This window comes from Oleisolibacter albus, from assembly GCF_003336875.1.
In the GTDB taxonomy this organism is placed as follows: Bacteria; Pseudomonadota; Alphaproteobacteria; order Azospirillales; family Azospirillaceae; genus Niveispirillum; species Niveispirillum album.
On sequence record NZ_QGNJ01000002.1, the window covers coordinates 130,268 to 151,532 of the forward strand.

Genomic DNA, 21,265 nt, shown 5'->3' on the forward strand with positions numbered 1-21,265 from the left:
GGTCATATCGGCGGCGGCTCACGCCCACCCAGGCTCGACCCGCAGCGTCAGCCCGCACGTTCAACCCGAATATGGGGGCCGGGGTTCCCGGCGACAGACACGCTGTGGCTGGCGTGGCCGGCAGGCCCGGGTTTCGTGTCGGTGAAGAGGATGGTGGGGGATCAGCGGGGCGGCTTGCCGCGGGCGAAGGCCGCCGCCGCCCGCATCAGCCGTTCCATCTCGCGGATGCGTTCGCCCTGCCGCCGGAGCCGCTCCTGCTCCCGGGTCCGCGCCGTACCATCGTCGGGGGGCTCGTCCCGGGGCGTTTCATTGGCCGCCATGATTGGTGTCCCTCGCGCTCCGTGATCCTGTGCCGGCCATAGCGACCTGGCGTCCTGGCAACGGGCCGGGGGGCATCCGGGTTCCGCCCCGCCCTTTATTGCCGGCCGGGCACCAGGGCGAGGCAGTTTTCCACGATGGCGTAGCACGCGGCGGGGTCGTCGCTGCCACCGCGGTAGGTCAGCTGCTCCACCCGGCTCTGGCGCACGGTGAAGGTGGCAACGCAGCCGGAGGCGTCGCGGCTGCCGCCCAGGGGGATGCCGATGCCCAGCCCGACGCCCAGATGGCCGCCGCCGCCGCTGCCCCCGCCGACGCCCAGCCCGACGCTGCTGCCCGATGACGAGGCGGCGCGGCGGCCCAGGCTGCTGTAGGTGAAGTACTCGGCGGCATCCACGGCCTCGCGCCGGTCGGGGACCCCGGCACAGGACAGCAGCGTCTGCACCGGCATGCCGACCAGCAGCTGCTGGGCCGAGCGGGCCTCGTCCGCTTCACGCGTGGCGCAGGCGGACAGCAGCAGCAAGCCCGCCAGCAGCAGCGGCCGCCCGCCGCCCAGGGTTTTCCACCCGCCCGTCACCATCCACCTCCGCGTTTCATGCATCGAAGATCAACCCTGGCGGTCGCGGCCGAGTTCCGCACCCGGCATCCGCGACCTTTCGGCGGCCTCAGCGCCGGCTGGCGTGGAACCGCCGTTCGATGGCGTCCCACAGCGTCACCTCCAGCGTCGCATCGTCCAGCCGGTTGATCTCCTGGATGCCGGTGGGGCTGGTGACGTTGATCTCGGTCAGGTAATCGCCGATGACGTCGATGCCGACGAAGATCAGCCCCTGCTGGCGCAGGGTCGGGCCGATGGCGGCGCAGATCTCCCGCTCGCGCGCGGTCAGGGTGGTCTTGCCGGCGCTGCCGCCGGCATGGAAATTGGCCCGTGCCTCGCCGGCCTGCGGGATGCGCGACACGGCGCCCGCCGGCTCGCCGTCGATCAGGATGATGCGCTTGTCGCCCTGGCGGATCTCCGGCAGGTATTTCTGCACGATCACCGGCTCGCGGTAGAGCTGGGTGAAGGTCTCCAGCAGCGCCCCCAGATTCTCGTCCTCCGGCTTCAGGTGGAAGACACCGGCGCCGCCATTGCCGAACAGCGGCTTCACGATGATGTCCTTCCAGGCGGCCCGCGCCTCCAGCACCTCCGCCCTGGAGGAGGTGATGACCGTGGGCGGCATCAGGTCGGGGAAATGGGTGACGAACAGCTTTTCCGGCGCGTTGCGCACGGCGGCCGGATCGTTGACCACCAGCGTCCCGGGATGGATGTGCTCCAGCAGGTGGGTGGCCGTGATATAGGCCATGTCGAAGGGCGGGTCCTGGCGCATCAGCACGATGTCCATGCTGGCCAGATCCAGCACCGCCTCGGCGCCCAGGGTGAAGTGGTTGCCGCGCTGGCGCCGCACCTGCAGCGGCCGGGCACGGGCCACCAGCCGGTTGCCGCGCAGGGCCATGTCGCGGGGTTCGTAGTGCCACAGGCTGTGGCCGCGCCGCTGCGCTTCCAGCGCCATCATGAAGGTGCTGTCGGTGTCGATGTTGATGGACTGGATCGGGTCCATCTGGATGGCGACGCCAAGGCTCATCGGTAGGGTCCTTCCCCGCGGGACGACGGTTGGTCTGATGCTGGAGCGGACGACTACGCCCGCCCCCTGTCAAGGGCGATGACCGGCATCACAGGCGGGGGCGGGCTCAGTGCAGGCGCGTGCGCAGCTGCTGCACCAGGGTTGCCGTCTGGTGCAGCAGCTGGGCCGGGGCACCCAGGCGCGCGCCGCGGTCCATGAAGGTCTCGAAGGCCTGGATGGCGGCCCCCAGATTGCCCAGATGCGCGTTCAGCAGCCCGGCTTCCCGCCACAGGGCCGGCTGGTCGGGGGCGAACAGCAGCATATGCTCGATGACATCCACCGCCTTGTCGGCGCGGTCGTTGCGCAGATGGCGGAGCTTCAGATTGTTCTGCAGCCGCAGCAGGATCTCGCGGTTGGACACCGGCGCGTAATGGTCGGGCGACAGCTCCGCCTCCAGCCCGGCGGTCTGCTTCAGCAGTTCGCGCAGCGCATGGGGTTCGCGCACGCCCAGCCGGTCGAACGGGTCCAGGATGGCGCGGTCGCCCTCATGCTCCAGCCGCACCAGGAAATGGCCGGGGAAGCTCAACCCCACCATCTGCCAGCCCAGGGCGCGGGCGGCATGGAGATAGAGGATGCCCAGCGCCACCGGCAGCCCCAGGCGCCGGTCGATGACCCGGACCAGACTGGCGTTCTGCAGATCCTCATAGGTGACGCTGTCGCCGCGATAGCCGTGGCGGTCGTTGATCACCGCGCGCAGCACCTGGATGCGGTCGCCCAGGGCCAGATCCTCCACCGGGCCGGGGCGGGCCAGGGACGCGGCCTCGTCCGCCGCCTGGGCGGCCAGTTCGGCCAGGTGCCGGCGATAGGGGGCCAGGTCGGTCTCCGGCAGGTCGAGCGCGGCCAGGGCCAGGGCTGTTTCGGCAAGATCAATGCGCTCATCCGGCAAAGTGCCGGTCTGGCGCAACAGCTCCAACGCATGGCGGCGCATGCTCATTCAGGCGGCTCCCGGCTGGGACGCGGGCGGCTTGGGCGGTGCTGTCCTAACGCAGCCGATCGAGTCTTGTCGAGCGAAACACGTCACATCCGCGCGGTGGTGATCCCCTTCCCAGCCGAAAGGATAGGTCGGCCCCGCACATCGGTTTGGGGCGCCGCGCCGCGGGCCATGGCATGGCATTCCCATGCATGCTGTTGCGTTCATGCCCATGGTTCCCGTTGCCCGCATCGCCGTCCTTCCCGTAAGTTCATGGACAGGCCGATATAAGCACAAGAAAGGGGTCCACCCTTGACGGTTGAGGATATGAGGAGGGACAAGCCCGGTTCCGTGTCCCGGGTGCGTCAGACCAAGAAGAGTATCGCCACCCACCAGCGCATCATCGATGCGGCGATCCGCTGTTTCCTGGAGATCGGCTACCACCGCACCACCACGTCGGAAATCGCCAAGCGGGCCAATGTCACCCGCGGCGCCGTGCAGTATTATTTCCCGACGACGCCGGAGGTGCTGCGGGCCACCGTGGCCCATATCCAGAACAGCATCCTGACCGAATTCGGCCAGGTCATGCGCGATCTGCCCGACGGGGCCGACCGGCTGGATGCCGCCGTGGAGAAAAGCTGGGAACTGGCCAACAGTCCGCTCTGGACGGTATGGACGGAGCTGCTGGCCGCTGCCCGCACCGACGAGGAACTGCGCGCCATCGTCTATCCCGCCGCCGAGCAGTTCGAGGTCGACGGCACCACCGTCACGCGGGAGGCGCTGCCCGATCTGGCGGCCCGTGTCGATGCCGACCGCTTCATGTTCGGCCGCTATCTCAGCTGGCAGATGGTCCTGGGCGTGGCCCGCTGCCATCTGGGGCCGGATGCGCCGGCGGTGAAGCGGCGGCTGATCGACCAGTTGAAGGTCCATATGCACGAATTCTGGGAGATGCAGCGCAGCCACAAGGGCTGAACCGTCCGAAAGGTGGGGCGTCGCGCAGAACGGGCATTTACAAGCGCCCCCGCCCGGCGCTACGGTCATTCACCCATTCCGGGAGCATGACGCGTGGCACGGACCTGCTTTTCCTTCGTGTCGTTTTATTGGTGGACCACCGACCAGGCGGCCCACCGTTCGCGCATGCGCTAAGTCGAACCCGGGGCCGCCGACGGAAGTCGGTGGTCCGGATGCGAACTTCGCCCCCTGGCCCGACCGATTTCCGCCCACGGCTCCTGAGCCCAAGGGATTGAGATCGCCATGGACCAGCACCATACCAGCAGCACCAGCCGCGACAGCCGTCACCTCGGCCCCCTTGCCGTGGCGGCGGACCCCGCCCGCAATGCTCCGCAGGCCGATGCCCTGGCGGCGGAGATCGCCGCCCAGGTGGCGCACCTTCCCATTGATGACCGGCTGCCGGGAGAGCCCAAGGACCCCGACGCCAGCCCCCTGTTCCGCCTCTATGCCGCCTTCGCGTCGCCGACCAAGGCGGAAACCATGCGGCTGCGCTTCCATGGCGGCATCAGCTGGGCCGACGCCAGGACCGACCTGACCAGTCTGCTGCTGCGGCTCCTGGCCGCCGATCCCGGCGCCCGCGACCGCGTGCGCACGGAACTCCGGGCCGCCGCGGGTCCGGCCCGGCTGGTGCCGGTCGGTTGAGGGGGACACGGCACACGGAGGGGAGACGTGCCGGCGGTCGTCACAGGCCGGTCGGCACCAGCAGCCGGTCGCCCGGCCGGCAGATGGCCAGCAGCCGCAGCAGGTCGGGCCGGTCGAGCGCGACGCAGCCAGCCGTGCCCTCATAGCCTGGCCGGGCCAGATGCAGGAACACGGCGCTGCCCAGCCCCGGCACCGGCGGGTCGTCATTGTGGCCCAGCACCACGACCAGATCGTAGACATGGTCGTCGCGCCACATCACCTCGTGGCTGGCGGGGAAGGGCCGCTTGACCGGGCGGTTGTAGGCGGGATGGGCCGGGTCGTCGCACCAGCCGTCGTCCGCGGCGATGGGCGCCGCCGGCAGGCCGGTTTCCGGCGGGGCCAGCCGGTCCGGCCGGTACAGCACCCGGCGCAGGGGAAAGGCACCCACGGGCGTGGCCCCGTCCCCCTCGCGCTTGTCGGCGGCGATGCCGGCGCGGCCGATGGCACAGGGCGCGGCACCGCCGGGCCAGACCAGGGTCCAGCCGCCATGCGGGCCGCGGGTGACGGTCAGCTCCATGTGCGCAGCGTCCGGGGTCAGAAGGCCTGGGGCTGGAAGGTGGTGGGGGCCTGATCGACCACGCTGGTGCCGGTGCGGGTCACCTCCAGCACCGACAGACCGCGCTCCGGCAGGCCGCTGGGCAGCAGGCGGAAGATGCCGTCGATGCCGCTGAAGCCGTTGGGGTTGGTCAGGGCCGCCGGAGTGAAGGGCTGGGGGCCGCCCTGCCGGGCCAGCACGGCCGCCAGGGCGGCGGCGTCATAGGCCAGGGTGGCCAGCCGGTGCGGCTTGTAGCCGTACAGCTCCTGGAAGCGGCCCTCGAAGGGCTGGCGCGCCTCCGGTGCCGGGGCGGCGAACCAGCCGCCGACCAGGGCCGGTTCACGTCCCAGGCCCTGTTCGTCCCACAGGCCGGTGCCCAGCAGCCGCACCGGACCCGGATCCAGGTCGAAGAAGGGGAACAGCGAGGCCAGGGCCCGCAGCTGCTGCCCGCCCTCGGCGATCATCACGGCCTGGAAGGGTGGCTCCGCCGCCTCCTTGCCGCCATGGGCGGCGGCCTTGCGCTGCTCGAAGTCGGACAGGCGCTTGACCACGGCGGTGGAGTCGCCGCCGGGCGTGTAGCGCTCGATCCTGGTGATCTGACCGCCCGCCTGCTGCACGGCGCCGGTCATGCTCTCGATCACGGCCTGGCCATAGGGGGTGGCCGGAGCCAGGATGCCGAAGCGCGTCAGCCCCTGGGCGGCGGCGTAGGCCACGACCCGTTGCACCTGGTCCTGCGGCTGGAAGCCCAGGGTCCACAATCCGCCGCCGGCCACGGCCCAATCGCTGGAGAAACTCAGGACCGGCACGCCGGCCGCCGCGGCCACCGGCTTGATGCCGGCTGCTTCGGGGCTGAACAGCGGGCCCAGGATCAGCTGGGCGCCGTCATTGATGGCCGCCTGCGCCGCCGCGGCCGCATCCTGGGCACTGCCCTTGGTATCGCGCGGCATCAGCAGGAACTTGTCATCCGCCAGCTCGAACACGGCCAGCTGGGCCGCGTCCAGCATGCTCTGGCCGACCTGCTGGCCGCGGCCGCTCAGGGGCAGCAGCAGGGCCACGCGGATCCTGCCGTCCTGGGGCTTGGTGATGGCGGGCGGCGGGGCCACCGGCTGCGGCGCCGCTTCGACGACGGGTTGCGGCGGGGGCGGTGGGGCCTGTACGGTCGGGGAACTGCTGGCGCAGGCGGCAAGGCCCAGTGTCAGTGCCAGGGCGGCGACCGCCCGTCCGAATTTCGCCAGCATCGGCTTCCCTTCTCCAAATCCAAGCGCCATGGCCACCCCGACCGATCCCGATCTCAACGCCGAAGACGGCCCGTCCGACCCGACCACCGGCGACCCGACCTCCGGCGACCCTATGCCGGGGGACGACCCGTCCGATGCGGCGGCCGGGACGGCAGCCGGGTCGGGGGCGGAGCCTAGCGGCGCCAGGCCCGCACGTAAACCGGGGCCTGGGCTGCATGTGGTGGCTACCCCCATCGGCAATGCCGGCGACATCACCCTGCGCGCCCTGGAGACGCTGCGGGGCGTGGACGCCATCGCCTGCGAGGATACCCGGGTAACGGCGGGGCTGCTGCGCCGCTACGGCATTGCGACCCCGCTGTTTCCATATCACGAGCACAATGCGGCGCGGATGCGGCCACAGATCCTGGGCCGCATCGCCGACGGCCAGGCCATCGCCCTGGTCAGCGATGCCGGCACCCCGCTGATCAGCGATCCCGGCTACAAGCTGGTGCGCGAGGCGCGGGACCAGGGGCTGGCGGTGTACCATCTGCCCGGTGCCAATGCCGCCATCACCGCCCTGGTGCTGTCGGGCCTGCCCAGCGACCGTTTCCTGTTCCTGGGCTTCCTGCCGCACAAATCCGGCGGCCGCCGGGCGGCGCTGGAGGAGGTGCGGGGCCTGCGCACCACGCTGGTGCTCTACGAGTCGCCCCAGCGTCTGGCCGACCTTCTGGCCGATGCCGCCGCCATTCTCGGCCCGCGCGACGCGGTGATGGCGCGGGAGCTGACCAAGCTGTTCGAGGAGGTGCGGCGGGGCAGCCTGACCGACCTGGCCGCCCATTATGCCGCGGCCGGCGCGCCCAAGGGCGAGGTGGTGGTGGTCATCGGCCCGCCCGATGCCGCCGCCGAACAGGCCGACGCGGCCGATCTCGACAGTCTGCTGCGTCAGGCCCTGGCCAGCATGAGCCTGCGCGACGCCGCCGCCCATGTGGCCACCGCCACCGGCCAGCCGCGCAAGACCGTCTATGCCCGTGCCCTGGAACTGGGCCGGACGGGGGACAGCGATGGGACGCCGCCGGACACGCCGTGACCGTCAGCGCGCCGAACGCCAGGGCCGCTGGGCCGAATGGCTCTGCTGTCTGTCGCTGTGGCTGCGCGGCTACCGGGTGCTGGCCCGGCGCCTGCGGCTGCCGGCGGCCGAACTGGATATCCTGGCGCGCAAGGGCGGGGTGCTGGCGGTGGTGGAGGTCAAGGCCCGCGGCAGGCTGGACCATGCCCTGGCCGCCGTCGGCGGGGCCAGCTGGCGGCGGCGGTCGCTGGCCGTGGGCCAGTATCTGGCCGGCCGGCCGGCCCTGCACCGCCATGCCATCCGCTACGACCTGATGCTGGTGCGACCGCGGCGCTGGCCCACGCACATCAAGGATGTCTGGCGGGCGGAGGGGTAAGGGGCGGGGCCGGCGCGGGATGCGTCGTCACAACGGGTGCGTCGTCACAACGGGGTGCGTCGTCACAACAGGCTCTCCAGGGGCGGCGGCCAGGCGGCCGGCCCCAGGCGCGCCATCATCTCGGCGCCGCTGGCCGGGGTGCCGGCGCGGCGGCCCGTCGGGGCGGCCGGCACCAGGATCAGGCCGCTGCGGGCGGCCAGCACGGGCACCGACTCGACGGGGGCCTCGGCCAGATCCAGCTCCAGCACATCATCGCCTTCGATCTCCAACCCGGTTTCCACGAAGCCGTGGCGGACATAGAGCGTGCGGGCGGTGTCGTTGCCGGGCGTGACCTGCAGCCGGATGCGGCGGCAGCCGGGGCGCGAGGCCAGCCAGGCCAGGATCAGCCGGAAGGCCGGCTTGCCATAGCCCTTGCCCTGCTCACGCCGGTCCAGCATGAACCAGGACAGCCACCAGGTGGCGGCGTCGCGCAGGTCGCGGCGGGTGATGAAATAGCCCACGGGCTTGCCACGGGACAGCAGCAGCATGGCGATGCTGCCCACATGGCCGTGAATGTCGGTCAGAACCTCGTCGGGTGTCCCGAAATACTGGATCTGCGACTCTTCGATCTCAAGGCCGGCCAGCTGGTTCAGCTCGGTCGGGTCCAGGTGCTGTTTTTCCAAGGCCACAGCGGCCTTCACGGGAGACATGATGCCCTTCGCAGGACGTGACTGGGGTGACCGTGCCGGCCCTGGGGCCGTCGGTCGGGCGCGGGTCGGCGGCATGATCGCCACCATCGGGCCGGGTCTAGGTGCCCGGTGCGCCAGGAAACAGGGTGACTCGCGATTGGGTCAGAATTGCGCCGGATCTGCGGGAGGGGCGTGGCAGGCCAAAGCCTGTCATGGCGGCGCGTTCGGCGGCCTGCTGTCGGCCGTCGCCTCGGACGAGGCGGAGGAACATGGAACCCCGACGGGTTGTTTCAGCTCAGCAAAAGGTACGCCCGCCCGAATGACCTGTCCAGGGGACCGCGGTCTGCCTCATTGCCACGGCTGCCCTGCGCTTTTTGCCGCAAGCTCGGCCACGGCCCCGGTCAGCAGCACCAGGTCCTGCGGGCGCGACAGGCGGTGGTCGCCATCCTTGACCAGGGTCAGCCGCACATCCGGCGTGGCCAGCGCCGCCGCCAGCTCCAGGCTGCCCTGCCAGGGCACATCGGCATCCTGCTGGCCATGCAGCAGGCGCACCGGGCAGTCGAGGGCGATGGGACCCGCGGGGCCGTCCAGCAGCAGATGCCGCCGCCCCTCCTCGATCAGGGTGCGGGTGATGGGATAGCCGGCGGGGTCATAGGCGGACGGGGCCAGGAAGCGGCCGTCGCGCTCCACCGCCCGGCGCTGCTCCGGGGACAGCCGGTTCCAGATCAGCCGTTCGGTGAAATCCACCGCCGGGGCCATGGCCACCAGCCCGGTCACCCGCCGCGGCCGGGCCAGGGCGGCCAGCAGCGCCAGCCAGCCGCCCATGCTGGACCCCACCAGGATCTGCGGCCCCTCGGTCAGCGCGTCGAGCACGGCCAGCGTGTCGGCCAGCCAGCCGCCGATGGTGCAATCCTCCCAGCGGCCGGACGAGGCGCCATGGCCCTGATAGTCGAAGCGCACGCAGGCGTGGCCGGCGCCGGCGGCCCACTGTTCCAGCGCCGCGGCCTTGGTTCCCGTCATGTCGGAGCGGAAGCCGCCGAGAAAGACCACGCCCGGCGCGCATCCCGGCTCCCGTCGATAGGCTATGGTGGCGCCGCCCCGATCCAGGCTATGTATCGCCGCACCCATGTCCGCTCCTGTCCCGCACTTGAAATGACAATCCAGGTCGATTCCTCCGGTACCCTATCGCCCGCCCCCACCGCGGTAAACCGGGAGGACCAGTTCGGGAACGGCCGGCCCGTGGTGCTGCAGGTGATCCCCACCCTGGTCACCGGCGGGGCCGAACGCGGCTGCATCGACATGGCCGCGGCCATCCAGCATGCCGGCGGCCGCGCCTTGGTGGTGTCCGCCGGCGTTCCCATGGCGCATGAGCTGCAACGCTACGGCGCCACCCACATCACCCTGCCGGTGGCCAGCAAGAACCCGCTGACCATCCGCCGCAACGCCGGCCGTCTGGCCGCCCTGATCCGGGACGAGGGGGTGGATCTGATCCATGCCCGCTCCCGGGCGCCGGCCTGGAGCAGCTATTGGGCCGCCCGGGAAACCGGCATCCCCTTCGTCACCACCTTCCACGCCCCCTACAATTTCAAGTCCGGGCTGAAGCGCTGGTACAACTCGGTCATGGCCCGGGCCGACCGGGTCATCGCCGTGTCCCGCTTCGTCTACGACCATGTCGCCCATGTCTACGGGGTCGGCCCCGACCGGCTGCGCCTGATCCATCGCGGCGTCGATGTGGACATCTTCCAGCCCGGCCGGGTGACCCAGGCGCGGCTGGCCGACCTCATCGGCGCCTGGCGCCTGCCGGAGGACCAGCGCATCGTCATGCTGCCCGGCCGCCTGACCCGCTGGAAGGGGCAGGGGGTCCTGATCGAAGCCATCGCCCGGCTGGGCCGCCCCGATGTGCGCGCCGTGCTGGTGGGGGCGGACCAGGGCCGCACCGAGTACCGGCAGGAGCTGGAACAGCGCATCAAGGCCCTGGGGCTGGAGGCGCAGGTCACCATCACCGGCCACTGCAACGACATGGCCACGGCCTACATGCTGGCCGATGTGGTGGTCAGCGCCAGCACCGAGCCGGAGGCCTTCGGCCGCATCATCGTCGAGGCCCAGGCCATGGGCCGGCCGGTCATCGTCACCGATCTGGGGGCGGTCAAGGAAACCGTGATCGACCGGGAAACCGGCCTGGTGGTGCCGCCCAACGATCCGGACGCGCTGGCCCAGGCCATTGCCGCCGTGCTGGATCTCGACCCGCTGCAGCGGCAGGCCGTAGGGCTGGACGGCATGCGCCATGCCCGGGAAAACTTCACCCGCGACCGCATGTGCGCCGCCACCCTGGACGTCTATGCCGAGCTGCTGGCCGGGCGCGGGCCGGCCCGCCGGGGCCGGCGGTGACCGGTCCGGCGGCAGATCAGGCGGCTGATCGGGGGGCAGATCCGGCGGCGGGCCGGGTCCTGGTCATCCGGCTGGGGGCTCTGGGGGATCTGGTCCAGTGCTTCGATGCCTTCCACGCCATCCGGCGGCATCATTCCGGTAGCGAAATCATCCTGCTGACCAAACCCGCCTTCGCCGGATTCGGCCGGGCCATGCCCTGGTTCGACACGGTGTGGGAGGACAATCGCAGCCGGTCGCCCCTGCATTACTGGCGCATGCGCCAGCGGCTGCGCGGCGCCGGCCTGTCCCGGGTCTACGATCTGCAGAACAAGCCGCGCACGGCCCTCTATTACCGGCTGATGCGGCCGGGGCCGCGGCCGGACTGGTCCGGGGCCGCCCCCGGTGCGCGCTGGCCGCTGCCCGCCCTGGCCGGCCTGCACAATCACGACCGCTATCTGCGGCAGCTGGCGGCGGCCGGGGTGCCCGATGCCGGCGTGGCCGACCTGTCCTGGCTGGAGGGCGACCTGTCGGGCCTGCTGCCGCCCGGGCCGTTTGCCCTGCTGGTGCCGGGCTGTTCCCCGCATCTGCCGCACAAGCGCTGGCCGGCGGCGTTCTATGCCGCGCTGGGGCGACAGGTGCTGGACCGTGGCATCACGCCGGTGCTGGTGGGGACGGGGGCCGACCGCGAGGCCGCCGACGCCATCCGGGCCGCCTGTCCACAGGCCGTGGATCTGGTGGGGCGGACCAGCCTGCACCAGCTGGGCGCGCTGGCCCGCCGCGCGGTGGCCAGCGTCGGCAACGACACCGGGCCGGTGTTCCTGACGGCGGCCATCGGCTGCCCGACGCTGATGCTGATGTCCCACCACACCGATCCCGTGCGCTCGGCCCCCTGGGGGCCGCGGACGGCCTGGCTGAAGCGGGACGACCTCGCCACCCTCCCGGTCGCGGAGGTCATGGCCGTGCTGGACGGGATGTGCCCCGGCTGATCGGCCGCCGCCCCCGTCGTGCCGCTTCCCAAGGCGCCTCTGTCCCTTTTCGCCGCAATCCTGCCGGCTTTGCGTGGCAGGAGATCGGGCGGACCCCGGCCGGCCTTGCCTAAACGCGGCTTTTTTGCTCTAAGGGGTTCCTTCCTTCCCGCTGGCGTCATTCCAGGTGGTTGATCCATGTCCTCGCGTTTCCCGTCCCGTTTCGGCCGCGCCGCCCTGCTGGCCACCCTGCTGCTCGGCGTTGCCGGCTGCTCCTGGATCGACCAGATCGGGTCCGACGGGGAAGGCCCCGGTGCGCCGGGCAATGCCGGCGCCCAGATGACCACGATCCGCCAGAACTCATCGGGCTATGCCGGGATGAACATGGCGGCCCGTCCGGCGGCCGGCCAGGCGGTGAACGCCTATCTGTGGCGTGCCGCCCTGGATACGCTGCAGTTCATGCCGATCCAGCAGGCCGATGCCTTCGGCGGCGTCATCCTGACCGACTGGTACAGCCCGCCGGCCACGCCCAGCGAGCGTTTCAAGATCAACCTCTATATCCTGGATGCGGCCTTGCGCGCCGATGGCGTCCGCGCCACCGTGTTCCGGCAGGTGGACCAGAATGGCAGCTGGCGCGACGCGCCGGTGGCGCCGGAAACGGCGACCCAGCTGGAAGACAGCATCCTGACCCGGGCCCGGCAGCTGCGCCAGGCTGCGACGGCCGCCCATTAATCCGCCGGCGGCGGGCGTGTAGCCCCTTAGTCGGGTGTCGCCCCGCCGGAGCGCCACCCGACCATCCAGGGCGATCCCATGTCCCGCTACAATGTCCGCGAATCCGAAGCCAAGTGGCAGTCCGTCTGGGCCGAGCGCAACAGCTTCGCCGTCCAGGCCGACCCGTCCAAGCCCAAGACCTATGTGCTGGAGATGTTCCCCTATCCCTCGGGGCGCATCCACATGGGCCATGTGCGCAACTACACCATCGGCGACGTGATCGCCCGCTACAAGCGGGCCAAGGGCTTCAACGTCCTGCATCCCATGGGCTGGGACGCCTTCGGCCTGCCGGCCGAGAACGCGGCGCTGGAGCGCGGCGTGCATCCGGGCAAGTGGACCTACGAGAACATTGCCACCATGCGCGGCCAGCTCCAGTCGATGGGTCTGGCCATCGACTGGAGCCGTGAGCTGGCCACCTGCCGGCCGGACTATTACCGGTTCGAGCAGAAGATGTTCCTGGACTTCCTCAAGGCCGGCCTGGCCTACCGCAAGGAGTCCTGGGTCAACTGGGACCCGGTGGACAACACCGTCCTGGCCAATGAGCAGGTGATCGACGGGCGCGGCTGGCGTACCGGCGCCCTGGTGGAGAAGCGCAAGCTCTCCCAGTGGTTCCTGAAGATCACCCACTTCGCCGACGAGCTTCTGGGGGCCCTGACCAGCCTGGACCGCTGGCCGGAGAAGGTCCGCATCATGCAGGAGAACTGGATCGGCAAGAGCCAGGGCCTGCGCTTCTTCTTCAGCCTGTCCGGCGGCCATGCCGATCTGGAGGTGTTCACCACCCGCCCGGACACGCTGTTCGGCGCCTCCTTCGTCGCCATCAGCCCCAACCATCCGCTGGCGGCCACGTTGGCCGAGGGCAATGCCGATCTGGCCGCCTTCATCGCCGAATGCAACCGCAGCTCCACCTCGGAAGCCGATATCGAGAAGGCGGAGAAGAAGGGCTTCGCCACCGGCATCACCGCCGCCCATCCCTTCGTGCCGGGCTGGGACCTGCCGGTCTATGTGGCCAATTTCGTGCTGATGGAATACGGCACCGGCGCCATCTTCGGCTGCCCGGCCCATGACCAGCGCGACCTGGATTTCGCCCGCAAATACGGCCTGCCGGTCAAGCCGGTGGTGGTGCCCGAGGGGCAGGACCCCGCTGGCTTCAGCGTGGGCGACGAGGCCTATACCGGCCCCGGTCTCCTGCGCAATTCCGACTTCCTGGACGGGATGGCGGTGGAGGCGGCCAAGACGGCCGCCATCGCCCGCATCGAGTCGCTGGGCCGTGGCACCGGCACCACCATGTTCCGCCTGCGCGACTGGGGCGTCAGCCGCCAGCGCTACTGGGGCTGCCCCATCCCCATCATCCATTGCCCCGCCTGCGGCGCCGTGCCGGTGCCGGAAGCGCAGCTGCCGGTGACCCTGCCGGAGGATGTGACCTTCGACGCGCCGGGCAACCCGCTGGCCCGTCATCCCACCTGGAAGCACACGACCTGCCCGCACTGCGGCGGGGCGGCCGTGCGGGAGACCGACACCTTCGACACCTTCATCGAGTCGAGCTGGTACTTCCTGCGGTTCGCCGATCCGCGCAACGAACAGGTGGCCTTCGACAAGGAGCTGGTGAAGTACTGGCTGCCGGTGGACAATTACATCGGCGGTATCGAGCATGCGGTGCTGCATCTGCTCTATTCCCGCTTCTGGACGCGGGCCTTGTCCCATGTGGGCTATCTGGATCTGCCGGAGCCGTTCGGCGGCCTGTTCACCCAGGGCATGGTGACCCACGCCACCTTCCAGGATGCCGACGGCAAGTGGGTGTTCCCCACCGATGTCGATCTGCAGGGCGGCAAGGCCACGCTGAAGGCCGGCGGCACGCCGGTGACCGTCGGGCCGGTCATCAAGATGTCGAAGTCGAAGAAGAACGTGGTCGACCCCCAGTCGATCATCGAGACCTACGGCGCCGACGCGGCCCGCCTGTTCATGATGTCGGACAGCCCGCCCGACCGCGACCTGGAATGGACCGAGGCCGGCATCGACGGGGCCTGGCGCTATATCAGCCGCCTGTGGCGCCTGGTCACCGAGCCGGGCTTCACCCTGCCGGCGGCCGGCACGCCGGCGCCCGCCAGCTTCGGCGCCGAGGCCACGGCCATCCGCCGTGCCGCGCACAAGGCCGCGGCCGGGGTCGGCGACGATATCGAGCAGTACCGCTTCAACAGCGCCGTGGCCAAGCTGCGCATCTTCAGCAACGCCCTGGGCGAGTCGCTGGCCAGGCTGGCGGCCAAGGCCGCCGAGGGGGCGGCACCGGCGGCGGACGACGCCTGGGCCGCGCGTGAGGCGCTGGAATATCTCTGCCAGACCGTGCAGCCGGTGATGCCGCATCTGGCGCAGCAGATGTGGGTGGAGCTGGGTCATTCCGATCTGCTGGTCGACCGGTCCTGGCCGGTGGCCGACTCGGCCCTGCTGGTGGAGGACACCGCCACCGTGGCCGTCCAGGTCAACGGCAAGCTGCGCGCCACCCTTGCCCTGCCGCGCGATGCGGCGGAGGATGTGGCCAAGGCGGCTGCCCTGGCCGACCCGGCCGTGCAGAAGGCCATGGACGGCAAGCCCCCGCGCAAGGTCATCGTCGTGCCGAACAGGATCGTCAATGTCGTGGTCTGACGCCGGACGCCGCCCGCCCTTCTCCCGTGGACGGGCGGCCCTGGCCGCCCTGGTGCTGGCGGTCACGCCGCTGGCCCTGGGGGGCTGCGGTTTCACCCCCATGTACGGCGCCGCCGCCAACCGCTCGGCCGCGGCGGCGGAACTGGCACAGGTGCAGATCGATCCGATCTCGGAGCGCAACGGCCAGGTTCTGCGCAACCACCTGATCGACCGCTTCTACACCGGCGGGCGTCCGGCCAACCCCACCTACCGTCTGGCCATCAATCTGGTGAGCACGGAGGAGGAGCTGGGCATCCGCCAGGACGCCACGGCCACCCGCGCCCGTCTGCGGCTGGTGGCCAATTACGAGCTGATCGACACCCGCACCGGCCAGGTGGTCTATCGCACCTTCAGCCGCTCCATCGTCGCCTACAACCTGCTGGAAGCGCAGTACGCCACGCTGGTGTCGCAGCAGGACGCCTATGAGCGTGGCCTGACGGAACTGGCGGAGGACATCCGCACCCGTCTGGCCCTGTATTTCAGGCGCGACCCCCAAGCGTCCCAGAACGCGGCCGCGGATACGGCCGGGAACGCGGCCAAGCCCTGATCCGGCGGCGGGGATCTCCCGCCGTCCATGCCGGTGTCCACGGCCCTGTCACCTCCGGTTCCGCCATGAAGATCCAGCCCCGCAACGCCGATGCCTTCATCAAGCGCCCCGGCCCCGAAGTGCGGGTGGTGCTGGTCTATGGGCCGGATGCCGGGCTGGTGCGGGAACGCGCCGCCCAGGCCGCCCGCACGGCCTGCGAGGATCTGGCCGATCCCTTCCGCGTGACCGAGCTGAAAAGCGATCAGGTCGCCGGTGACCCGGCCCGCCTGTTCGATGAGATGGCGGCCCTGTCGCTGATGGGCGGGCGGCGCCTCATCCGCGTGCGCGACGCCGAGGAGACGCTGGCTCCCAGCCTGCAGAAACTGCTGAAGGACCTGCCGCCCGGCGACAGCCTGCTGGTGATCGAGGCCGGCGATCTCGGCAAATCCTCCAAGCTGCGCGCCGCCGCCGAGGAAGGCGACGCCCGGATCGCCGCCGTGGCCTGCTATGTGGAGGGCGAGGAGGAGCTGGCCGGCACCATCGCCCGCATGCTGGGCGAGCATGGGCTGCAGATCGATGCGGAGGCGCGCGACTGGCTGGCCGGCAATCTGGTCGGCGACCGCGCCCTGGCCCGGGGCGAGATCGACAAGCTGGCCCTCTACATGCTGGGGCAGAAGCGGGTGACGCTGGAGGATGTGCGGGCGGTGATCGGCGACAGCGCCGCCCTCGGTCTGGACGAGCCGGTCCTGGCGGCGGCGGACGGCAACATCGCCGAGGTGGACCGCAGTCTGCGCCGCCTGTTCGCCGATGGAACCAGCACCGTGGCCATCCTGCGTGCCGCCCAGCGCCATTTCCAGCGGCTGCACATGGCCGTGGCCCACACGGCCCGGGGCCAGACGCCGCAGCAGGCGGTGAAGGCGCTGCGCCCGCCGGTCTTCTTCAAGCAGGAACCGCAGATGGTGGCCCAGGTCCGGCGCTGGACCCTGCCGCTGCTGCATCAGGCGCTGGAACGGCTGCTGGAGGCGGAGATGGATGCCAAGCGCACCAATATGCCGGACGAGACCCTGTGCGCCCGCGCCCTGTTCCAACTGGCCCAGCTGGCGCGGCGGTCCTGATCGGCACCGGCCGGGCGATGCCCCGTGGCCGGGGAATCCGCGGTCGGGCGCCACGCACACCGGCCGGCCCCACGGGGCCGGCCGTTCCGCTGTTGTCCCTTGGCCGGGGTCAGAAGGCGAAGGTGACGGTGCCGACGATGCGCGAATCGGCAATGTCGCTGTCGTCCAGGTCGGTATCGGTATATTTCACGTCAAAGGTGAAGGCGTTGTAGGTGAAGGCGGCTCCGATGTTCCAGTCGACGTAATTGGTCCCTTCCTGGATCCAGGACTTGCCGGCGGCGTAATAGATCTTGAAGGCGTCGGTGAGGGCGTAGCTGGCGCCGATATTGCCGTAATAGGCATCACCCCCCGCCGGCCCGGTGAATTCCGGGCTCCAGTAGACCTGGCCGGTGAAGGCGAACTTGTCGAGGGTGTAGCTCCCGGTGAAGCCAAGCTCCACATAGTTCACGTCCGCGCCATCGTCCTGGCCGGGATAGGTGTACCAGTAGACGCCGGCGGTATAGCTGAAATCGCCGACGCTGTTGGAATAGCCGGCGCTCAGATCCAACTCCACATCGGCCCCCGGGATGAAATCATCATCCACGTTGGAGGCCCAGGCGCCCGCCCACAGACCGGATTCATGGCTGACGGTCAGGCCCGCCTGCAGGGCGGCTTTCTCATCGGTCTGGCTGACGCCGCGGAAGACATAGTCGCTGGTGACGGCGGCGGTGCCGGACAGGGTGAACGGGCCGTCGGCCGCCTGGGCCGTAGCGGCCCCGAAGAGCAGGGCGGCGGTGGCTGTGGACGCAAGCAGACGCGTGATGGTCATGGACCGCTCCTTTAGTGAGGCTTCGTTATGTCAGGCTTCGTTCGCTCCGCTTCGGGACGCAGCAAAAGCGATGCCAGCGGCGAGCCGCCTTGTTTTTTCGCATCTGCACTATGGAGGAGCGGCTTGTATCGGCAATATAGGCCGGATCGAGGGGCTTGCATTTATGGGACGCTGTTGCAAAATAAATACGCACATGCCTGATTTATGGGCATGTTTATGATAAAATTTGCAGGAAAATTCGCCCGTTTATTGCGCAATCGCGCCGCGGCGCCGGAACGGCGGCGGCGGCATGAAAAAGGCCCGCCCCCCTGTATCGGAGGCGGGCCTGCGGACGCGTCGCCGCGTCGTCGGACGGGTCAGATGTAATAGGCGGACAGCGGTGCGAACCCGTTGAAATTCACCGCGGAATAGGTGGTCGTATAGGCCCCGGTGGCCAGGATCGAGACCCGGTCCCCGATCTTCAGGCTGGTGGGCAGGCTGTAGGGCGACTTCTCGTACAGCACGTCGGCACTGTCGCAGGTGGGGCCGGCCAGGATCACCGGCGCCGATTCGCCGTCGCCGTCGCGCTCGGTGACGATGGGATAGCGGATCGACTCGTCCATGGTCTCGGCCAGACCGCCGAACTTGCCGATGTCCAGATAGACCCAGCGCTTGTCGTCATTGGCCGACTTGCGCGAGATCAGCACCACCTCGGACTGGATGATGCCGGCATTGCCGACCATGCCGCGGCCCGGCTCGATGATGGTTTCCGGGATGCGGTTGCCGAAATGCGTGCGCAGGGCGGCGTCGATGGCCTCGCCATACTGCTGGCTGGTCGGCACGTCACGCAGATAGCGGGTGGGGAAGCCGCCGCCCATGTTGACCATGCGCAGCACCACGCCCTTCTCCTCCAGGTCGCGGAAGATGGCGGCGGTGGTGGCCAGGGCCAGATCCCATTGGCCGACATCGCGCTGCTGGCTGCCCACATGGAAGGAGATGCCATAGGGCACCACATTCATGCCGGCGGCCTTCAGCAGCAGGTCGCGCGCCATCTCAGGCTCGCAGCCGAACTTGCGCGACAGCGGCCAGTCCGCGCCTTCGCCGGAGGTCAGGATGCGGCAGAACACGCGCGAACCCGGCGCGTGCTCGGCGATCTTCTCCAGCTCCTCGATGCTGTCGAAGGCATAGAGCCGCACGCCCAGCGCATGGGCGCGGGCGATGTCGGACGCCTTCTTGATGGTGTTGCCGAAGCTGATGCGGTCGGGCGTGGCGCCGGCGGCCAGACAGTCCTGGATCTCCGGGACCGAGGCGGTGTCGAAGCTGGACCCCAGCGACACCAGCAGGCGCAGGATCTCCGGTGCCGGATTGGCCTTCACGGCATAGAAGATCTTCGAATCGGGCAGGGCGCCCGCCAGTTTGGCATAATTGTCCGCCACCACGTCCAGATCGATGACGAGACAGGGGGTGGCCGGGGATTGCTCACGGAAAAAACGGGCGATCTTCTCGGTCATCGCGGACTCCGAGGCGGCAGGTCGTTGGATTATCGGGTGGGGAAAAGACAGAAAGCACCTTACGCCGGACCCGTTAAGGTCCGGTTCCGCTCAGGCGTGCCGACGGGGCCGGCCGGAGCGGGTCAGATACTCGACCTGCCGGGAGGTGACATGCGTCCGATGGCCGCCTGGCTCAAGGCCATGCAACCGGAGACGGATCGGAATCGGGTGGGCGCGGCCGGCCCACCGACAACAACATCAACCATCGTAGCCTCCAATTCGCCGCCTTGCTTAAGGGACGGACGAGGATACGCGTTGCGTCGTTGCATAACCCCACCGGGCTGACGGCGCCGCCCGATGCTGTGGGCGGGAGTGGGGGCCATAGGCACGTGCGCTGCGACTGAGGCGCTATATAAGGCGAAGGGGTAGCGGGCAAAAGTGATTTTTCTGTGGGCAATCCCCGATTTGCGCACGTCTGGGGCGCGCCGGCCACAAATCACAATTTCGCCACTTTGCCGGGCGAGTTTGGCCATACGGGCGTGGCCTTTTAGACCGCGCAGGGGACGTGATTACCGCTGGGGACCCCGGGTTCCGAGCGTACTTCCCGAGTCCGGGAGGAGACGCCCCGACCAGCCAAGCCCCGGCTGGTACCATTGCGGCCACCGCAGGCAGCCCCCCCGCGGTGGCCGTTTCTTTTACGGCCCCCCCTGCTGCCGCTTTCGTTTTGCCATGGCCCCCGGTTCCTGGCTATGGTTCCGGCCCCCTGCCCCTGTCCGGCCGTTCCATCCGCCATGCCCCGTTTCGAAGGACGCGATCTGACCTGCCTGCGCAGCACCCGCGTCGTGTTCGCCGGCCTGGATTTCGCTGTCGACACCGGGGCGGCCCTGGTGCTGGTCGGTCCCAACGGCAGCGGCAAGTCCAGCCTGCTGCGGCTGATGGCCGGGCTGTCGCGCCCGTTCGCCGGACAATTCCTGTGGGATGGCGCCGCCATCGCCGACGAACCCGACGTCCATCGGGCGCGGCTGCGCTATGTCGGCCATCTGGACGCGGTCAAGCCGGCCCTGTCGGTGCTGGAGAATCTGACGGCCTGGGCGGCCCTGGATGGCGGTGCCGACCCGCGCGGACGGGCGTTGGCGGCGCTGGAGCGGTTCGCCCTGGATCATCTGGCCGATGTGCCGGGCCGCTACCTGTCGGCCGGGCAGAAGCGGCGGCTGAACCTGTCGCGGCTGGCGCTGGCGGCGGCGCCGCTGTGGCTGCTGGACGAGCCGACCACGGCCCTGGACCGGGCCAGCGTCGCCCGGCTGGCCGCCGAGATCCGCCGCCACCGGGCCAGCGGCGGCATGGTGGTGCTGTCCACCCATACCGATCTCGATCTGGAGGCGCCGGCGGTGCTGGACGTGTCCGACTTCGCGGTGCAGCCGGCGCCTGGGGAGGTGCTGCTGTGACGGGCTTCCTGCGCCTGGTCGGCCGCGACCTGTCCCTGGCCCTGCGTCAGGGGGCCGATGCCGCCACGGCCGTTCTCTTCTTCGTGCTGTGCGTGGTGCTGTTCCCCTTCGGCGTGGGACCGGAGCCCAATATCCTGGCCCGCATCGCCCCCGGGGTGATTCTGGTGGCGGCGCTGCTGGCCTCGCTGCTGTCGCTGGAACGCCTGTTCCAGACCGATCATGACGATGGCTCGCTCGATCTTCTGGCCCTGTCGCCGCTGCCGCTGGAGGCGGTGGCCATGGCCAAGGTGCTGGCCCACTGGCTGGTGACCGGCCTGCCGCTGCTGGCGGCCAGCCCGCTGCTGGCGCTGCTGCTGCATCTGCCGGCCGGCGGGCTCGGTGTGCTGCTGCTGACGCTGCTGCTGACGACACCGCTGCTGAGCCTGATCGGCGCCGTCGGTGCCGCCCTGACCCTGGGCGCCCGGCGCGGCGGCGTGCTGCTGCCGCTGCTGATCCTGCCGCTCTATATCCCGGCCCTGATCTTCGCCGCCGGGGCCGTGGATGCCGCCCTGGCCGGGCTGGAGGCGCGGCCGCATCTGCTGCTGCTGGGCGGGCTGCTGGCCGGGGCCTTGCCGCTGGCGCCGCTGGCCGCCGCGGCCGGCCTCCGCGCCGCGCTGGACTGACGCAGACCGGGGGGCGCCGGATTC

Annotated in this window: 22 protein-coding genes; 12 read left to right on the top strand and 10 right to left on the bottom strand. The window is 70.1% G+C overall.

The annotated features are described in order from the left end of the window. Nucleotides 1-161: 161 nt before the first annotated feature. From DK368_RS21240 to DK368_RS03615, 4 genes are all read right to left on the bottom strand, one after another. Nucleotides 162-320, bottom strand: a complete 159-nt coding sequence (locus tag DK368_RS21240; RefSeq protein WP_155524459.1) for a hypothetical protein — start codon at nt 318-320, stop codon at nt 162-164. A gap of 95 nt (nt 321-415) precedes the next feature. Continuing rightward, nucleotides 416-895: a hypothetical protein gene (locus DK368_RS03605; RefSeq protein WP_114392201.1), complete on the bottom strand. Its 480-nt coding sequence runs from the start codon at nt 893-895 to the stop codon at nt 416-418. An 85-nt stretch (nt 896-980) separates the two neighbouring features. Next, nucleotides 981-1,934 (bottom strand): glutathione synthase, encoded by a 954-nt coding sequence (gene gshB, locus DK368_RS03610; protein WP_114392202.1) that lies wholly within the window; start codon nt 1,932-1,934, stop codon nt 981-983. Nucleotides 1,935-2,040: 106 nt separating this feature from the next. Further along, nucleotides 2,041-2,907 carry a SirB1 family protein gene (locus DK368_RS03615; protein WP_114392203.1) on the bottom strand — a complete coding sequence of 289 codons (867 nt, stop codon included), beginning with the start codon at nt 2,905-2,907 and terminating at the stop codon, nt 2,041-2,043. Between the two features lie 327 nt (nt 2,908-3,234). On the opposite strand from DK368_RS03615, the gene DK368_RS03620 reads away from it, so the two are divergent. Together DK368_RS03620 and DK368_RS03625 are read left to right on the top strand one after the other, a co-directional pair. Beyond that, on the top strand, nt 3,235-3,855 hold the full coding sequence (locus DK368_RS03620) for a TetR/AcrR family transcriptional regulator (protein ID WP_162305849.1): 621 nt from the start codon (nt 3,235-3,237) through the stop codon (nt 3,853-3,855). A gap of 282 nt (nt 3,856-4,137) precedes the next feature. Next, entirely contained in the window at nt 4,138-4,536 is a 399-nt protein-coding gene (locus DK368_RS03625; RefSeq protein ID WP_114392205.1) for a hypothetical protein, read from the top strand. 40 nt (nt 4,537-4,576) lie between these two features. On the opposite strand, the gene DK368_RS03630 is transcribed toward DK368_RS03625, so the two are convergent. Together DK368_RS03630 and DK368_RS03635 are read right to left on the bottom strand one after the other, a co-directional pair. Next, on the bottom strand, nt 4,577-5,092 hold the full coding sequence (locus tag DK368_RS03630) for a L,D-transpeptidase family protein (RefSeq protein WP_114392206.1): 516 nt from the start codon (nt 5,090-5,092) through the stop codon (nt 4,577-4,579). 17 nt (nt 5,093-5,109) lie between these two features. Next, a complete protein-coding gene (locus DK368_RS03635) occupies nt 5,110-6,348 on the bottom strand; it encodes a penicillin-binding protein activator (RefSeq protein WP_114392207.1) in 1,239 nt (412 codons plus the stop codon). A gap of 220 nt (nt 6,349-6,568) precedes the next feature. On the opposite strand from DK368_RS03635, the gene rsmI reads away from it, so the two are divergent. Both rsmI and DK368_RS03645 read left to right on the top strand, forming a co-directional pair. Next, on the top strand, nt 6,569-7,414 hold the full coding sequence (rsmI, locus tag DK368_RS03640) for a 16S rRNA (cytidine(1402)-2'-O)-methyltransferase (RefSeq protein WP_338045689.1): 846 nt from the start codon (nt 6,569-6,571) through the stop codon (nt 7,412-7,414). Further along, nucleotides 7,389-7,769, top strand: coding sequence for a YraN family protein (locus tag DK368_RS03645; protein WP_114392208.1), 381 nt, complete (start codon nt 7,389-7,391; stop codon nt 7,767-7,769). Before rsmI ends, DK368_RS03645 begins: the two co-directional genes overlap by 26 nt. Nucleotides 7,770-7,831: 62 nt before the next feature. On the opposite strand, the gene DK368_RS03650 is transcribed toward DK368_RS03645, so the two are convergent. Together DK368_RS03650 and DK368_RS03655 are read right to left on the bottom strand one after the other, a co-directional pair. Next, nucleotides 7,832-8,458 carry a GNAT family N-acetyltransferase gene (locus DK368_RS03650; protein WP_162305850.1) on the bottom strand — a complete coding sequence of 209 codons (627 nt, stop codon included), beginning with the start codon at nt 8,456-8,458 and terminating at the stop codon, nt 7,832-7,834. Between the two features lie 327 nt (nt 8,459-8,785). After that, complete coding sequence (locus tag DK368_RS03655) at nt 8,786-9,565, bottom strand: alpha/beta hydrolase (protein ID WP_114392210.1); 780 nt, start codon at nt 9,563-9,565, stop codon at nt 8,786-8,788. A 24-nt stretch (nt 9,566-9,589) separates the two neighbouring features. Between DK368_RS03655 and DK368_RS03660 the strand changes: the two genes are divergently transcribed. The 6 genes from DK368_RS03660 to holA all read left to right on the top strand — a co-directional run bounded on the left by DK368_RS03660 (nt 9,590) and on the right by holA (nt 16,857). Beyond that, complete coding sequence (locus tag DK368_RS03660; RefSeq protein ID WP_193552244.1) at nt 9,590-10,825, top strand: glycosyltransferase family 4 protein; 1,236 nt, start codon at nt 9,590-9,592, stop codon at nt 10,823-10,825. Further along, a complete protein-coding gene (locus tag DK368_RS03665; protein WP_114392211.1) occupies nt 10,822-11,790 on the top strand; it encodes a glycosyltransferase family 9 protein in 969 nt (322 codons plus the stop codon). Before DK368_RS03660 ends, DK368_RS03665 begins: the two co-directional genes overlap by 4 nt. A 177-nt stretch (nt 11,791-11,967) precedes the next feature. Further along, nucleotides 11,968-12,501 carry a DUF3576 domain-containing protein gene (locus DK368_RS03670; RefSeq protein ID WP_114392212.1) on the top strand — a complete coding sequence of 178 codons (534 nt, stop codon included), beginning with the start codon at nt 11,968-11,970 and terminating at the stop codon, nt 12,499-12,501. A gap of 78 nt (nt 12,502-12,579) precedes the next feature. Further along, nucleotides 12,580-15,177, top strand: coding sequence for a leucine--tRNA ligase (gene leuS, locus DK368_RS03675; protein ID WP_114392213.1), 2,598 nt, complete (start codon nt 12,580-12,582; stop codon nt 15,175-15,177). Next, nucleotides 15,164-15,763 carry an LPS assembly lipoprotein LptE gene (lptE, locus tag DK368_RS03680; RefSeq protein WP_114392214.1) on the top strand — a complete coding sequence of 200 codons (600 nt, stop codon included), beginning with the start codon at nt 15,164-15,166 and terminating at the stop codon, nt 15,761-15,763. The genes leuS and lptE overlap by 14 nt, the downstream gene beginning before the upstream one ends. Before the next feature lie 65 nt (nt 15,764-15,828). Beyond that, nucleotides 15,829-16,857: a DNA polymerase III subunit delta gene (gene holA, locus DK368_RS03685; RefSeq protein ID WP_114392215.1), complete on the top strand. Its 1,029-nt coding sequence runs from the start codon at nt 15,829-15,831 to the stop codon at nt 16,855-16,857. Nucleotides 16,858-16,966: 109 nt separating this feature from the next. On the opposite strand, the gene DK368_RS03690 is transcribed toward holA, so the two are convergent. Beyond that, complete coding sequence (locus DK368_RS03690; RefSeq protein WP_114392216.1) at nt 16,967-17,665, bottom strand: TorF family putative porin; 699 nt, start codon at nt 17,663-17,665, stop codon at nt 16,967-16,969. Nucleotides 17,666-18,021: 356 nt separating this feature from the next. Beyond that, nucleotides 18,022-19,155 (bottom strand): type III PLP-dependent enzyme, encoded by a 1,134-nt coding sequence (locus DK368_RS03695; RefSeq protein ID WP_114392217.1) that lies wholly within the window; start codon nt 19,153-19,155, stop codon nt 18,022-18,024. A 770-nt stretch (nt 19,156-19,925) separates the two neighbouring features. On the opposite strand from DK368_RS03695, the gene ccmA reads away from it, so the two are divergent. Then, on the top strand, nt 19,926-20,579 hold the full coding sequence (gene ccmA / locus DK368_RS03700; RefSeq protein ID WP_114392218.1) for a heme ABC exporter ATP-binding protein CcmA: 654 nt from the start codon (nt 19,926-19,928) through the stop codon (nt 20,577-20,579). Next, nucleotides 20,576-21,241, top strand: a complete 666-nt coding sequence (gene ccmB / locus DK368_RS03705) for a heme exporter protein CcmB (protein ID WP_114392219.1) — start codon at nt 20,576-20,578, stop codon at nt 21,239-21,241. The genes ccmA and ccmB overlap by 4 nt, the downstream gene beginning before the upstream one ends. Nucleotides 21,242-21,265 lie beyond the last annotated feature (24 nt).

Excerpts from the sequence above, each read along its gene's own strand:
- DK368_RS21240 (WP_155524459.1), bottom strand. The coding sequence starts at position 320 with ATGGCGGCCAATGAAACGCCCCGGGACGAGCCCCCCGACGATGGTACG.
- DK368_RS03605 (WP_114392201.1), bottom strand. The coding sequence starts at position 895 with ATGGTGACGGGCGGGTGGAAAACCCTGGGCGGCGGGCGGCCGCTGCTG.
- gshB (WP_114392202.1), bottom strand. The coding sequence starts at position 1,934 with ATGAGCCTTGGCGTCGCCATCCAGATGGACCCGATCCAGTCCATCAAC.
- DK368_RS03615 (WP_114392203.1), bottom strand. The coding sequence starts at position 2,907 with ATGAGCATGCGCCGCCATGCGTTGGAGCTGTTGCGCCAGACCGGCACT.
- DK368_RS03625 (WP_114392205.1), top strand. The coding sequence starts at position 4,138 with ATGGACCAGCACCATACCAGCAGCACCAGCCGCGACAGCCGTCACCTC.
- DK368_RS03630 (WP_114392206.1), bottom strand. The coding sequence starts at position 5,092 with ATGGAGCTGACCGTCACCCGCGGCCCGCATGGCGGCTGGACCCTGGTC.
- DK368_RS03635 (WP_114392207.1), bottom strand. The coding sequence starts at position 6,348 with ATGCTGGCGAAATTCGGACGGGCGGTCGCCGCCCTGGCACTGACACTG.
- DK368_RS03645 (WP_114392208.1), top strand. The coding sequence starts at position 7,389 with ATGGGACGCCGCCGGACACGCCGTGACCGTCAGCGCGCCGAACGCCAG.
- DK368_RS03650 (WP_162305850.1), bottom strand. The coding sequence starts at position 8,458 with ATGTCTCCCGTGAAGGCCGCTGTGGCCTTGGAAAAACAGCACCTGGAC.
- DK368_RS03655 (WP_114392210.1), bottom strand. The coding sequence starts at position 9,565 with ATGGGTGCGGCGATACATAGCCTGGATCGGGGCGGCGCCACCATAGCC.
- DK368_RS03660 (WP_193552244.1), top strand. The coding sequence starts at position 9,590 with ATGACAATCCAGGTCGATTCCTCCGGTACCCTATCGCCCGCCCCCACC.
- DK368_RS03670 (WP_114392212.1), top strand. The coding sequence starts at position 11,968 with ATGTCCTCGCGTTTCCCGTCCCGTTTCGGCCGCGCCGCCCTGCTGGCC.
- leuS (WP_114392213.1), top strand. The coding sequence starts at position 12,580 with ATGTCCCGCTACAATGTCCGCGAATCCGAAGCCAAGTGGCAGTCCGTC.
- lptE (WP_114392214.1), top strand. The coding sequence starts at position 15,164 with ATGTCGTGGTCTGACGCCGGACGCCGCCCGCCCTTCTCCCGTGGACGG.
- holA (WP_114392215.1), top strand. The coding sequence starts at position 15,829 with ATGAAGATCCAGCCCCGCAACGCCGATGCCTTCATCAAGCGCCCCGGC.
- DK368_RS03690 (WP_114392216.1), bottom strand. The coding sequence starts at position 17,665 with ATGACCATCACGCGTCTGCTTGCGTCCACAGCCACCGCCGCCCTGCTC.
- DK368_RS03695 (WP_114392217.1), bottom strand. The coding sequence starts at position 19,155 with ATGACCGAGAAGATCGCCCGTTTTTTCCGTGAGCAATCCCCGGCCACC.
- ccmA (WP_114392218.1), top strand. The coding sequence starts at position 19,926 with ATGCCCCGTTTCGAAGGACGCGATCTGACCTGCCTGCGCAGCACCCGC.